13 protein-coding genes and 1 tRNA gene are annotated in these 13,357 nt (G+C 31.5%); 3 read left to right on the top strand and 11 right to left on the bottom strand.

Annotated elements, in window-relative coordinates; all coding sequences use genetic code 11:
• Positions 1-5: 5 nt before the first annotated feature.
• From tgt to FOC43_RS02620, 3 genes are all read left to right on the top strand, one after another.
• Entirely contained in the window at positions 6-1,139 is a 1,134-nt protein-coding gene (gene tgt / locus FOC43_RS02630) for a tRNA guanosine(34) transglycosylase Tgt (protein WP_002784814.1), read from the top strand.
• Positions 1,126-1,896, top strand: coding sequence for a CorA family divalent cation transporter (locus FOC43_RS02625; protein ID WP_002779011.1), 771 nt, complete (start codon positions 1,126-1,128; stop codon positions 1,894-1,896). The genes tgt and FOC43_RS02625 overlap by 14 nt, the downstream gene beginning before the upstream one ends.
• Positions 1,897-1,950: 54 nt before the next feature.
• Positions 1,951-2,027: transfer RNA gene (locus tag FOC43_RS02620), tRNA-Arg, on the top strand.
• 505 nt (positions 2,028-2,532) lie between these two features.
• Here FOC43_RS02620 and FOC43_RS02615 read toward each other — a convergent pair.
• The 11 genes from FOC43_RS02615 to FOC43_RS02575 form a co-directional block, all read right to left on the bottom strand.
• Entirely contained in the window at positions 2,533-3,213 is a 681-nt protein-coding gene (locus FOC43_RS02615; protein ID WP_002790202.1) for an autotransporter outer membrane beta-barrel domain-containing protein, read from the bottom strand.
• Positions 3,214-3,224: 11 nt separating this feature from the next.
• Entirely contained in the window at positions 3,225-5,210 is a 1,986-nt protein-coding gene (locus tag FOC43_RS02610; RefSeq protein ID WP_002790200.1) for a hypothetical protein, read from the bottom strand.
• A gap of 94 nt (positions 5,211-5,304) precedes the next feature.
• A complete protein-coding gene (locus FOC43_RS02605) occupies positions 5,305-5,691 on the bottom strand; it encodes a hypothetical protein (protein ID WP_002790199.1) in 387 nt (128 codons plus the stop codon).
• Positions 5,651-5,794 carry a hypothetical protein gene (locus FOC43_RS08840; protein ID WP_002779017.1) on the bottom strand — a complete coding sequence of 48 codons (144 nt, stop codon included), beginning with the start codon at positions 5,792-5,794 and terminating at the stop codon, positions 5,651-5,653. The genes FOC43_RS02605 and FOC43_RS08840 overlap by 41 nt, the downstream gene beginning before the upstream one ends.
• 69 nt (positions 5,795-5,863) lie before the next feature.
• The gene (locus FOC43_RS08835) at positions 5,864-6,004 is read right to left on the bottom strand and encodes a hypothetical protein (RefSeq protein WP_002779018.1); all 141 of its coding nucleotides are present in this window, start codon (positions 6,002-6,004) and stop codon (positions 5,864-5,866) included.
• 165 nt (positions 6,005-6,169) lie between these two features.
• On the bottom strand, positions 6,170-6,625 hold the full coding sequence (locus tag FOC43_RS02600) for a hypothetical protein (protein WP_002779020.1): 456 nt from the start codon (positions 6,623-6,625) through the stop codon (positions 6,170-6,172).
• Positions 6,625-9,885 carry a c-type cytochrome biogenesis protein CcsB gene (ccsB, locus tag FOC43_RS02595; protein ID WP_002779022.1) on the bottom strand — a complete coding sequence of 1,087 codons (3,261 nt, stop codon included), beginning with the start codon at positions 9,883-9,885 and terminating at the stop codon, positions 6,625-6,627. Before ccsB ends, FOC43_RS02600 begins: the two co-directional genes overlap by 1 nt.
• Before the next feature lie 15 nt (positions 9,886-9,900).
• Positions 9,901-10,596: an ABC transporter ATP-binding protein gene (locus tag FOC43_RS02590; protein WP_002782151.1), complete on the bottom strand. Its 696-nt coding sequence runs from the start codon at positions 10,594-10,596 to the stop codon at positions 9,901-9,903.
• Entirely contained in the window at positions 10,583-11,353 is a 771-nt protein-coding gene (locus FOC43_RS02585; RefSeq protein ID WP_002790197.1) for an ABC transporter ATP-binding protein, read from the bottom strand. Before FOC43_RS02585 ends, FOC43_RS02590 begins: the two co-directional genes overlap by 14 nt.
• Positions 11,353-12,393, bottom strand: coding sequence for a branched-chain amino acid ABC transporter permease (locus FOC43_RS02580; protein WP_002782148.1), 1,041 nt, complete (start codon positions 12,391-12,393; stop codon positions 11,353-11,355). The genes FOC43_RS02585 and FOC43_RS02580 overlap by 1 nt, the downstream gene beginning before the upstream one ends.
• Positions 12,394-12,395: 2 nt before the next feature.
• Entirely contained in the window at positions 12,396-13,355 is a 960-nt protein-coding gene (locus FOC43_RS02575) for a branched-chain amino acid ABC transporter permease (RefSeq protein WP_002779036.1), read from the bottom strand.
• Positions 13,356-13,357 lie beyond the last annotated feature (2 nt).

Below are 13,357 nucleotides of genomic sequence, written 5' to 3'. Positions count from 1 at the left end.
AACAAATGGAATTTAAATTAAAGCATAAAGACAACCTAGCTAGAGTATGTGAGATAACAACAGCTCATAGCACTTTTGAAACCCCTATTTTTATGCCAGTAGGCACAGTAGGTGCTGTAAAAAGCCTTGATGCAATTGATCTTAAAGAACAACTTAATGCAAAAATCATCCTAGCAAACACTTATCATATGTATTTAAGGCCTGGTTCTAAAATCGTAAAACATTTTGGTGGTTTGCACGGCTTTACAAAATTTGATAGAAGTTTTCTTACTGATAGTGGTGGCTTTCAAGCTTTTTCACTTTCTGCTAATTCTAAACATTTTCAAGAGGGTATAGAATTTAAAAGCCATATAGATGGTTCTAAGCATTTATTTACTCCTAAAAGCGTATTAGATACTCAATATGATTTAAATAGTGATATCATGATGATACTAGATGATCTTATCGCCCTTCCTGCTACAAAAGAACGCATTAAAGTTTCAGTAGATAGAACTATAAAATGGGCAAAAGAAGCGATTGATTATCACAAACAAATGCAAATTCAAGGACTAGGTCTAAAACAAAATATTTTTGGAATCATACAAGGGGGAACCGATTATGAAGAACGCAAACGCTGTGCTTTAGCCCTTAATGAAATGGATTTTGATGGACTTGCTATAGGAGGACTTAGCGTAGGTGAAGAAAATGCTCTTATGTATGAAACTGTGGAAAATTTAAACCCTTTTTTAGATGAAAATCGCCCCCGCTACCTTATGGGGGTTGGAACTCCTGAGGATTTGGTTGAAAACATAGAGCGAGGGGTGGATATGTTTGATTGTGTTATGCCTACTAGAAATGCTAGAAATGGAACTTTTTTCACCAATTTTGGCAAATTTAATATCAAAAGAGCTGAATTTATCAACGATCATGAAAGCATTGATAATGAATGCTTATGCTATACCTGTCGTAATTTCTCACGCGGATATTTAAACCATCTTTTTAAAGCTAAAGAATTAACCTTTTTTCGCTTGGCTAGTTTGCATAATTTACATTATTATTTAACCTTAGTAGCGCAAGCACGAGAGGCGATAAAAAAGTCTGAATTTAAAAAATTCAAATACGAATTTTACGCCAAAAGGCTAACCAATGGTATGCGATGAGAATTTAAGCAAATTTCTTGCAAATAAAAATTTAAATACTTTATATATGGATTTTTTAGGGCAAAAAATTTTGATTTTAAATTCTTACAGCTCAAAAACAAAAAAGGCGAATTTCAGTGTTTTTGGATTTGAGGATGATACAATTTTCAAACTTGAAAATGCTCAATTTAAACCTTTTTCTTTAAATGATTTTTTAAGCACCATTCGGGCTATTTTAGAGGATTGTAAAAATGAAAATGCTTACTTTGAACGCATTTTAGAACGCAAAGAAAATATACTTTTAAAAGGCAATTTGATCAAAAATTTCTTTAAAAAAAGTTTTATCCTAAAACAAAAAATCAATAAAAATTTAAAAAACCTTTCCTTGCTTGATGAGGCATTGAATTTATTAGCAGGGACAAGCCCGCATAAAAAAGCTTTAAAGCCTATTATCTTTGCTGTCGGGGTTACATTAAAAAACAACAAAGAAATTATCACTAGATTAAACGAGCTTCATTTATTAATGAGTGCAATTAAAAATGAAAAAATGAATCAAAGCTTATATTTTTTAAGCATATTATCTGCAATATTTTTACCTCTTAATCTGATAGTAGGTTTTTTCGGTATGAATACTAATGATTTGTTTTTAAGCAATGTTAAACATGCAACTTGGTATGTTTTTGCTCTTATATGTTTTATTTTATTAAGTGGCTTAATCGTTTATCGCAAAAAAAGAAAGAAAGAATTAGAATTTGAAGATAAAATCTTAAACAAATAACCTAATTTTAAGAAAATTTTTTATACAATTACATCTTTAAAAATACAAAAAGATGCGCTCATAGCTCAGCTGGATAGAGCATTTGATTGCGGTTCAAAAGGTCAGAGGTTCGAATCCTCTTGAGCGCACCATTACTTCTTATATCAATTTATCTCACTTAACAAATAAAAGCCAATAAATCAAAACTTTGTAAGAATGGTAATTAATATCTTTTGATCAATTCAAAAATATGTGCAAAAAATTTCTTCTAAGAATTTACATATATTTTATATGCTTATAAAAAGATGAAAGATTATCAACGATAAACAATTAAAAATTAAGCTGTATTTAAAAAATTTTCATTCTCTTTTATACTTTTCTACATCACTTTGCAAGTCTAAATAAATGATTTTATCTTTTCTTGTATTATAAATATAATCTTTAAGTAGCTTTTATAGCTTTTATTGCTTTAAAATCCTTACTTTTATATATAGCAATTTGCAAAAACTAAAACTCTTTAAACATTAGCAAAGATTACTTGAAAATTTAAAAAGGATAAATATAAAACAAAGATCAACAAAAAACAATTTAAGTTTAAAAGTATAAAATAAAGCCTAATAATATCATAATCACAAGGCTTTATTTTTTTGTGTTTTACTAAAACTTAGCTCCTACTTCAAGTTTGGTGCTAAAGTCTATATTATCTTTAATATCACTTGAAAGCATTAATCTTGTAAAGAAAGATTGATTATGAGTAAAATCAATTTCTCCTTGTAGGTATAAAGAATCTTGATTGCTTAGTTTGCTTTTGGTATAGAATTTATTTAAACTTGCATCTTTAAAGCTGGCATTGTTTTTTAAAGAGTCTAAGAAATAATGATTCCATCCACCCAAGAAATAAAAATTCACAATAGCTTTGTCACTCATACCTTTTTCATAATTTACATTAAATCCCATAAAAGAATTTAAAGCATGGAAATTTTTAGAATCAATATTTAAAGCTGTAGAGTTCTGATTTTCTTCATTGATAGCGAAGTGATGTAAGAAGCTGTGTTCTATATAAGCTAAAGGTCCATAGCTTACCCCATAGTGATTAAAGCTTTTACCTATACCTACCATTTCACTAATAAGATAAGAATTAAACTTAGAATTATAATTTGCACTAAAAGCTCCTATGTTTACATTTCTATTAAGCTTGGTATGCTCATAACCCATTCTAAAACTTCCTAAAAGATAAAAATCTTCTAAATCATATTTAGAAAAAATGCCTGCATATGCCCCTGTGGTTTTTGTATTAGCTAAGGTATCATCTATATCTATATTATTAGTATTTAACACCAAATTAAATCCTAAATTGAAACTATCAAATCCCTTAATAGCTTTGCCTTTACTCCACCTCCATAGCCTTTATAAGCATCAAAATCTCCATTAGCTCTTGAGCTTTGATAAGTTCCAAATGGGGTTACGAAGCTTTGCCATTCATTGGCATATTCGCTTAGGGCTTCTTTATTGAGCTCCTCTTGGAAATCTAAAGAAATTTTAGCACTGTCTAAATAAGCTTTAGCATTAAGCTCGTTTAAACCCTGAGCTATGGTTTGTGCATCTGTAGCAAAGTCCAATTCTTTAAAAAGCAAAGCAATATCTTCATATTTTCCATTCTGAGCTAAAGAATTTAAAGCATAAGCTAAAGAAATATCGCTTGAATTTTTAATATAAGGAGTATAATCACGAACAACTCCTAATTCTTTTGTATTTGCATCATAGATAAAATTTAAAGTAGGAGAAAAATCAAGACTACTATCATAAACAATAGAATTAAAAGCACCTTGAATTTGATTTGCGCTAATTAAATCAGGATCTAACACTACTTTATCTTTATAAAAGTCTTTTAACATGTAAAAATTAAAAGCTCCTACTAAATTAGCATTACCTCCTACATATACTAGACTTTGTCCATTAGCATTAATACCTGCAGTTAGGATAGCATTTGAATCCTGAGTGAAATTGTTTTTAATATATAATAAAGAAGGGTTGATGCCATCTGCACCGAGTAGGCTAAAATGGGCTTTATTGTTTAAATCATAAACAAAAGCACTACCTTGTAGATTAAGATTCTCATTAACATTCATTTTAAAATTATCATAACCTAATACATTAGCTTTAACACTCCAAGTATTATCTAAAGCATTGAAAGCAGCTCTTGATAAGCTAGAGTCAGAACCAAAATTAAGATCTGTATAAAAGCTATCTTTGTATTGATTTGCTAATTTTTCATTATTAGGATCCCAATTAGAAATAATATCTCCTTCTACCTTAGCCCATTGTGCTATGTTGATAGTGTTTACATAAGCATTATCAGCTATATAAATGGAAGCTAAAGAACCTATAGTAGAGCTAGCAGCATTAAGATTTAAGCTTTTAACCAAGGCTCCATCTAGGTTATACTCCGCAAGATCGTCTTGATTATTACCAGACATTTGATGTATATAAGAGCCACGGTATTCTTCAGCATTGCCTAGAGTGTTATCCCCAAAATCTATATTGATGGCTATACCCTCTTTACCTGTAGCTTTTAATTCTCCATTATGTTCAATAACATGATCTTTTCCATAAGCGATTAATAAAGCATTAGAATAATCCCCTAAGGTATAAACCTTAGTATCATTGGCTATAATCAATTGGTTATTCGATCCATCTATACGAATACCACTTGCAGCTACGCCACTTGATAAAATATCATGGCTTTGAGTGGCTATATTATTTTTACCATAGATATGCAAACCCACTCCGTATTCTGTAGGATTGTATTCTCCTATAAGCCATTTGCCATCTTTTCTAGCATAATAACCATGATCGCTTTGCCAGTTTAAAAGATTGCTTTCGTAAATAGAATCTCCATAATAAAGTTTTCTATCAAAATTATAACCTATATCCTGAAGCAAGGCTAATTCTGCTTCCATATAGAAGTTATAATTACGCCAACTTTGATGACTCATTAAAGAATTATCAAGCTCAATATGAGACATATCTAATATAATCCCTTCCCAAGCATTGATAGGAATACCATTAACCCCATCATAACCTAGTTTAGCATTTTTAATAACTTCTGCGACATTTTCTCCTTTAAAATAAACATTGCCCGAAGCATTGCTAAAACTGCCATTAATATAAACACCATCGTCCTTAACTAAGAAAACCGTCTCTCCTTTTAACTTAGCTTCTTCTACCTCTGCTTGGGTTTTAACTATTCTCATTCCTATTTGAGCTTTTACTCCATTAAGATCATATAAATGATCACTAAAACTGTTTAAAAAACCGTTAAAACATTGTCCCAAATTTCCTCCACAACTACCAGCTAAAGATAACACGCCTAAAGCATGAAAAAGCTCATGGGTGAAGGTAGAAAAAGTATCAAACTGATTCCCATTTTTAGGTAGGGTAGTAGGATGAGAAAGCTATATACCAATCAAGCTTTCCCATATTAATATGCCCTAAGTATTCTACACTTGCTTTAGTAAAAAAATCTTCTGATACACCTATAAGTTCTTGTCTAATAGTATCTATACTTTCTCCTTGCAATACCCTATTAAATATAGGATTAGAAAAGAAATCATAAGATAATGCATTGGCATTTGGAATATCAAAGGTACTTACACTGATAGGAATGGGAGAAGAATTGATTGCACTAGCTCCTATAATATTAGCCCGAAATTGAGTCGCACGAATGATTTCATTTCTTTGGATCTCATTTAAAGTATAGGAAGAGGCAACAGTTTCACCAAAAAACCGTATTTTCTCCTTTATTGTAAAAATCAAGTTTAAAAATAGGTTTATCTTCATTATAAATAATAGTAGTATCATAAGCATTGGCTAAATTTGTACTTAAGATTAAAGCCAGAAGCATTTTATAAAAACGCATACTTACTCCTTGATAGGCATATTTTTGTCCGCGTAATTATTAGATGTGATAATAAAATTTTGTTTTAACTTATCCACCATCAACACCTTTGTGTCCTACGCTTGTAAAGCTACCCACCTCTCTTTCATCTCCAAATAATCCATAGCTTTCTACACTATAATTTATCATGGTATGTAAAACAACAAGATATTTTCTGCTTGCATCTTGCAACCAATCTCAAATATCATCACCCAAACTCTCGTCCTTTAGCGCCTTTAAAATATGCTTTCTCTCTGTAATATCTCTTCTCTTATCTCTTTATCAAAATATAAACTCCACCATAATTGCTTGTAATTTCTTTAAAAACACATACGCTTAAAAAATTTAAATCTGGTTTTATTTCTCTTCTTTGATTTTTCTTTTTGCTAAACCCATCTGCTCATAGGCATCGATTTCTTTTTTGTAAGAAGCAGAAATTTTTTTAAGCTCTTGATTTAAAAAACTTACAGTTTGAGGGCTAGCTTTTGGGTTAGCAGCTAAAGCGGATACAAATTCTAATTTATTTTTTGTTTTTTCATCTAATTCTTTAGAAGTTTTAGAGCCTAGCTTATGTGTTTGAACAAAGAGCTTTACCAACTCCTTTAAATCACGATCGCTATATTTTAAATCACTCGCCGCTGCTATCATCTTATTTAAATCATTATCAAATTTGCGGGCTTTAGCTGTATTCTCAGTATTTTTTTGTTTTTTATTTTTCTTTTTATTATCACTGAGAATCAAATAAGCTATCAAACTCAAAAAGAGGAGCAAAGCTCCAGAGGTGCAAATAATCACCCAAAAAATATGGCTCATTAAAGTTTGCCTACAAACTCACGCTTTCTTCTTGCAAGTAATGCTAAAACAATCATAATCACAACTCCCCAATAAACATAACTAGGAATTTGAGCAGCTTCTCCTGCAGCATAAGAATGCAAACCTACTAAGAAATAATTTACTCCAAAATAAGTCATAATAACAACCCAATAAGCAAACATACTCCATAATGCAAAGGTAAATTGATTAGAATATTTTGGAATCATTCTAATATGCAAAATAGCCGCATAAACCAAAATACTTACCAAAGCCCAAGTTTCTTTTGGATCCCAACTCCAATATCTACCCCAACTCTCATTGGCCCAAATTGCACCTAAGAAATTTCCAACAGTAAGCAAACAAAGTCCAAAAATCATTGACATTTCATTAATTCGAGTTGCTTCTGTGATATTTCTTAAAATACTTTGATTGTATTGATTGTTTTCTTTTAAAAAACACATTAACAATAAAGTAAAAATTCCAAGCAAAGAACAAAGTCCTAAAAATCCATAGCTAGCAGTAATAACTGACACATGGATACTAAGCCAATACGAATTAAGCACTGGCATAAGATTTGTAATTTGTGGATTCATCTCACTTAAGTGAGCCACAGCTAAAACAATACCCGCAAGTATAGAAGTCAAAGATAAAGCAATCGGACTTTTTCTAGAAAAGAAAATTCCTGAAAGAGATAAAGCCCAAGCTATATAAACCATACTCTCATATCCATTACTCCAAGGAGCATGATCTGCTAAGTAAGCACGCAATCCAAGTCCTACAGTATGGACTATAAAGGCTAAAATATTTAAAATATAAATGACTTTAAATATAAGAGAAATTTTAAGTTTTGGCGCAACCATTTTAATCAAAAGAACAATCAACAATAAAAATCCCGCGATTAAATATACAGGAGCAAGTTTGACAAAAATTTCAGCTTTATTTGAAAAAATTTCCATCTCTACTTTTGTTTTATTAGGCATAACCTCATGCCCTATTTTCTCTTGATATTGTTTGATAAAACCTAAAGCTTCATTAGCTCTTGTCCAATTTCCATCATGAAAAGCTGAGTCCACAGAAGAAAAATAATTTTTTATAAGTGTAAAAACAAACTGACCCTCTTCATCCTTAAGTGTTGTAATAGCAGAAAAAGGAGCCAACCATGCATTATTGTCATGATTTTGTATAGGAATAAATTTAAAAAGTTCTCCACTAAAAACCAAATTTACAACATTTGCTCTTTCATCTAAATAAATGATTTCTTTATCAAATACCCCTCTAGCATTTGGGTTTTTGCGGTTAGCATTTTCCACATATTTTTGAAGTTTGTAACGATTATTAGCATCAAAGAAATCCTTATATTTGACATATTTTAATTCTGGAGAAATTTCTAAAATTTCAGCGATAGCCTCACGAACATTTTTATTGCTTGGCATTAAAATAAAGGCTTCATTTTGCCATAAATCTACATTGATAAGCATTGAAAGCATTATAGCGCTTGCTTCTTGTCCTTTATAGTCTGCACTCTTATGAATTTTTTCCAAAATTTCTCTAGCTAAAGTATCAAAAGGTATCATTCTACCATCTACAGATTTTTGCACGATAAGGGCTTTAAGCTCTTTAACATGTGCTTTATCCACTATAGGTATATTTTGCTCTAAGCTTATATTTAAATCTTGAGCAAGCATTTTATCTGCTCCAAATAAAGCTACAAATAAAGCCAAAACACTAGCAGTATGCTTCAGAGCGTCTTTGTTGATAAGTCTTGCTAGAGTTCTAAATCTTGAATGTGGGTTTAAGAAATTTAAAAACATACCTAAACAAAGCAAGAAATAACCTATATATGTAGGAATTTTACCCGGGTCTTTATTGACTGATAATATCGTCCCTTTTTCATCCTGATCGTAAGAACTTTGATAAAATCTATAACCCTTATAATCTAACACATTATTCATGAAAATCCTATAATCGAAATTATCTTCATTATTTTTAACCGTAATTTCACTTGCATAAGAAGCAGGAGACATAGATCCAGGATAACGATCTATAACAAAATCTCTTAAATAAATTTCAAAAGGCAATTGCTCATATGCAAGCGCCCAAGAAATAAAGAATTTTTGCCCAGCAAGTTCTACTACGGTAGGTTTATTGTATTCAAATACATAAAATTCTTTACTTTCATTCTTATAATCTAATTGAAGTTTTAGCGCATGTGCTCCTTTTAATTCCAAAGCTTGATAATCCTTACTCATAGCAAAATCTTTAAAATTCGTAAGCCATGAAGCTTTCCAGTTTTGTGGCTCCCCAAAGCTTGATATCATTATAGTTCTTGCAAATTCTAACCAAGCTGATTTAAACCATAGCCAAAAGCTTTCATCTTGCGGCCTGTTAACACCTTGAATTTCTTGAGCTCCATGTAAAGAAGCAAATTTCACTACAAAATTTAAATTATCCAAACTATATAATCTAAGATCTTTAGCATCTGCCTTTTCGCCAATTTTAAGAGTTGAATTCTCGCCTTTTTTCATGTTAAAAACGCTTAAATTTTCACTTGAGCTTAATTTTAAATTTTTATCTATTTTGATATAAGGTTTAGCCACATCATCATTCATAAAGGCAAAATTAATTCCGTTGATATTTTGTACCTCTCCTGATCTAAATTCCAAATTCGCACCTTGGGATTTTTTTTCAGAAATAGTCAAAACAAGCAAGGGTGAAGAAACATTATCTTCTTTATAAGTATAATCTGCATCTAAAATTAAATTTTCATATTTTAAAACAGCTTTTTCATCTCCCATATTTAAATTTAATTTAAAAGAATTTGCAAAAGGTAAATTTCCTATGTAACGATCATTTACGGAAGTATAACGCTCGCCATCTTTAATAGTAGAAATTCTTAAAGAGGTTTTAGAGCTTTCAACTAAAGCATTTTGAGTGTGCTCTCGAATCGCTAATAAACCTTCAAAACCACCATAACGAGTCATAGCAGAGCCAAGCAAGATAAAAAGAAAAGAAAAATGAAAAATCATCAAAGGCATTTTTTTTAGAGCAAACATCTTATAACGAAACATTCCAAATAATAAATTTATGCCTAACAAAAGCTGTATATACTCAAACCAAAAACTATCATATACCATTGCCCATGCAGTAGGTGTACCATAAGCACTCTCTATAAAGGTTGCCAAGCCACAAGATAAAGCAAAAAGCAAAAATAAAACTATAGAAATTCTTAAATCACCCACACTTTTAATAATATTTTTCATATCCTAACCTCTGTATCATAATCCTAAATATTTTTTTCTAATATTGTCATCGCCTATGAGTTTTTTAGCCTCACCTTGCATTGCAATAAGTCCATTTTCTAAAACATAAGCATAATCACTTATCTTTAACGCAGAGTAAGCATTTTGTTCCACTAAAAGTATAGTAATGCCCTCTTCCTTTAAACGCACTATGATATCAAAAACCTCTCCAACTATCTTAGGAGCAAGTCCAAGCGAGGGCTCATCAAGCATTAAAAGCTTAGGTTCGCTCATCAAAGCTCTTGAAATAGCAAGCATTTGAGCTTCCCCTCCACTTAAATTTCCTGCCATAGCATGTTTTTTGCTCGCAAGTCTTGGAAATAACTTATACATTTGCTCTCTTAAGTGCTCATAGTTTTCACTATTATTATAAGCACCTATTTTTAAATTTTCTTCGACACTAAGATTGATAAAAACGCGCCTTCCTTCAGGCACTAAAGCTATACCTTTTTGCACCAAAGTATGAGTTAGATGCCTTTTTGTATCATAACCTAAAAAATTTATTTCTCCAGTTCGTTTTACTGCATTTAAAAGCGCATTGAGAGTAGAAGTCTTTCCTGCTCCATTAGAGCCAATAAGAGAAACTATATGACCTGTTTCTACTTTAAAATCTATACCCTTAACTGCTTCAATCAAGCCATAATAAACATGCAAATTTTTAACTACTAGCATCAAAATCTCCCAAATAAGCAGCAATTACCTCTTTATGATTTACAGCATCACTTATTTTTCCTTCAAAAATAGTCTTACCGTAATCAAGCACCAAAACTTTATCACAAAGCTTATTAACAAATTTCATATCGTGCTCTATAAGCAAAACGCTGATCTTATAGTCTTTTCTAAGCTTTAAAATAAGCTCTGCTAATTCATCGCTTTCGCTAGAATTCATACCTGCAGCAGGTTCATCAAGTAAAAGAAGTTTTGGGTTTGTAGCCATAGCTCTTGCAATTTCAACTTTTCTTTGCTGACCATAACTTAAACTCGTAGCTTTCTCATCTGCAAATTCACTAATACCGAGTTCTTCTAAAAGCTTATAAGCTTTATTTTTAAATTCTTGCTCAACCCTATGGAAACGACCTAAATGCAAAAAAGCTTCCAAAACGCTATATTTCATTTGTTTATCAAAACCTATCATAACATTTTCAAGCACACTCATACTTGAAAATAATCTAATGTTTTGAAAGGTTCTTGCTATGCCTAAATGCACAATTTTATGAGGCTTTAAATCATTAATTTTCTTATTTTGAAAAAATACTTCTCCGCTTGTTGGTTTATAATTGCCTGTAATAATATTAAAAAGTGTTGTTTTGCCCGCACCATTAGGACCAATTAGAGCAAAAATTTCACCCTCTTTAATATGAAAAGAAGTTTCATTAATAGCTCTCACTTCCCCAAATTTTTTAGTAATATTCTTAAGCTCCAAAATCATTATTTAAGTCCTTTTTTAGAAGGTCTTTTAAAGAAGGAATTAAGCTCTCTATCGCCAAAAATTCCGCGTCGTGCAAAAAGCATAACTAAAATAAGAATTAAAGAAAAAACCACCATTCTAAGTCCTGGCATAGAACCCATATCGATACCTAGAAAATCGATTTTAATCTGCATTTCATCTAAAAATCTTAACCACTCTCTTCCACCTATGATCAAAATAGCTCCCAAAATAGCTCCCGTAGTAGAACCTAAGCCGCCTAAAACTATAATTATAAGCAACATAAAAGTAAATTCAAAACCAAATTGCTCTGGAGAAACAGAGGCAAGAAGACAAACCAAAAGTCCTCCACCTACGCCCTCTAAAAAAGCAGAAGTTCCAAAAGCAAGAGTTTTAGTCCAAAAAGTATTTACTCCCATAGCGCTTGCAGCGTCTTCATCATCTCTAATTGCTTGCATTGCCCTGCCAAATTTAGAATAAACCAAATTTAAAATCAAAATAACAGATATAATCGCCACTCCACCTGTCCAATAAAGATTTGAAAGCAAAGGAATACCATTTAAGCCCATAGATCCATTTGTCCAACTTGGAAAATTAATCGCTAATTTTTGGATAATAATACCAAAACCTAAAGTTACAATAGCTAGATAATCCCCTCTTACACGAAAAACAGCAAAAGCAAGGATTAAAGATAAAACACAAGCGCTAAAGCCAGCGACTAAAAGTGCTAAGATGAAAGAATTTGTATGCAAAGCTAAAATGATAGGATTTGGGTCTTCTAAACTGAATAAATCTAATTTTTGTTCCGAGCTTAAAAGCACTAGAGCCGCAGCATAAGCACCTACTGCTATAAAACCATTTGGCTCTAAAGAAAACTGACCTGTGACACCATTGATTAAATTATAACTTACTGCTAAAGTAATATAAATAGCAATTTGATTTAATATACCAATACCATAGCCATCAAAAAATTGTGGAGCAAGCATAATAAAAGCAATAGCTAAAACAATATAAACTAAAGCTGAAATTTTAATTTTTACCATTTTTAAAACCTACTCTTTTCAAAATTTATGCCCAAAATTCCCGTTGGTCTAAAAAGTAAGATAAACACAAGAAAAATAAAAGCAAAAGCATCCTTAAAACCCGAAAGCTCTGGAAAGAAAGCCACGGCCATAACTTCAGTCAATCCTATAATGAGTCCTCCTAGAACCGCTCCTACTACAGAGCCAATCCCTCCTAAAACTGCTGCTGCAAAGGCCTTAAGTCCAACTAAAGTTCCCATAGTAGGATAAGCAGAATAGTAATTACTCGACCAAAAAATCCCTGCTAGAGCAGCTAAAGCAGATCCTAAAGCAAAAACAATGGCAATAATTCTATTTGCATTAATTCCCATTAAATTTACAGTTTGTATATCAAAAGCCAAAGCACGAATGGCTATGCCGTATTTACTTTTATAAAGGATAAAAAGGACTCCAAGCATTACTACTAGAGTTACTAAAGGTACAAGCAACGAACCTAAAGTTGTACTAACACCGCCTATGCTAACCAAAGTTTCAAATATTGGTGGTGCTGGAAATTGCTGTTCGGTTGAAGTAAAAATCACATTAAAAAGATTTTGTAAAAAAAAGCTAATACCGATTGCAGTTATCAATAATGAAATTCTAGGAGCTTTTCTTAAAGGCTTATAGGCAATTTTATCTATCAATATTCCCACAATAGAAGAAAAGATCATAGAAGCCACAAGTGCAGCTGCAAAAATAACAACAAGATATTTTCCAAGCTCATCGCTACCAAAAAAAGTTTGATTTAAATGATTGATAATTGGAGAAAAAAAATTTATCAACAAAAGGGCTATATAAGCACCCACCATCATAATATCACCGTGTGCAAAATTGATCAGCCTTAATACACCATATACCATGGTATAGCCCACGGCAATAAGTGCGTACATGCTGCCTAGACTAAGACCATTAACAAGTTGTTGTAAAAATAAAGTAGAGTCCATAT

This window comes from Campylobacter coli, assembly GCF_009730395.1.
GTDB classification, from domain to species: domain Bacteria; phylum Campylobacterota; class Campylobacteria; order Campylobacterales; family Campylobacteraceae; genus Campylobacter_D; species Campylobacter_D coli.
Note: the sequence above shows the minus strand (reverse complement) of the source record. Positions and strands in the feature narration are given on the sequence as shown.

Bases quoted from the DNA above. Each gene is read 5' to 3' on its own strand.
- tgt (WP_002784814.1), top strand. From the start codon at position 6: ATGGAATTTAAATTAAAGCATAAAGACAACCTAGCTAGAGTATGTGAG.
- FOC43_RS02625 (WP_002779011.1), top strand. From the start codon at position 1,126: ATGGTATGCGATGAGAATTTAAGCAAATTTCTTGCAAATAAAAATTTA.
- FOC43_RS08840 (WP_002779017.1), bottom strand. From the start codon at position 5,794: ATGCGTTTTTATAAAATGCTTCTGGCTTTAATCTTAAGTACAAATTTA.
- FOC43_RS02600 (WP_002779020.1), bottom strand. From the start codon at position 6,625: ATGAGCCATATTTTTTGGGTGATTATTTGCACCTCTGGAGCTTTGCTC.
- ccsB (WP_002779022.1), bottom strand. From the start codon at position 9,885: ATGAAAAATATTATTAAAAGTGTGGGTGATTTAAGAATTTCTATAGTT.
- FOC43_RS02590 (WP_002782151.1), bottom strand. From the start codon at position 10,596: ATGCTAGTAGTTAAAAATTTGCATGTTTATTATGGCTTGATTGAAGCA.
- FOC43_RS02585 (WP_002790197.1), bottom strand. From the start codon at position 11,353: ATGATTTTGGAGCTTAAGAATATTACTAAAAAATTTGGGGAAGTGAGA.
- FOC43_RS02580 (WP_002782148.1), bottom strand. From the start codon at position 12,393: ATGGTAAAAATTAAAATTTCAGCTTTAGTTTATATTGTTTTAGCTATT.
- FOC43_RS02575 (WP_002779036.1), bottom strand. From the start codon at position 13,355: ATGGACTCTACTTTATTTTTACAACAACTTGTTAATGGTCTTAGTCTA.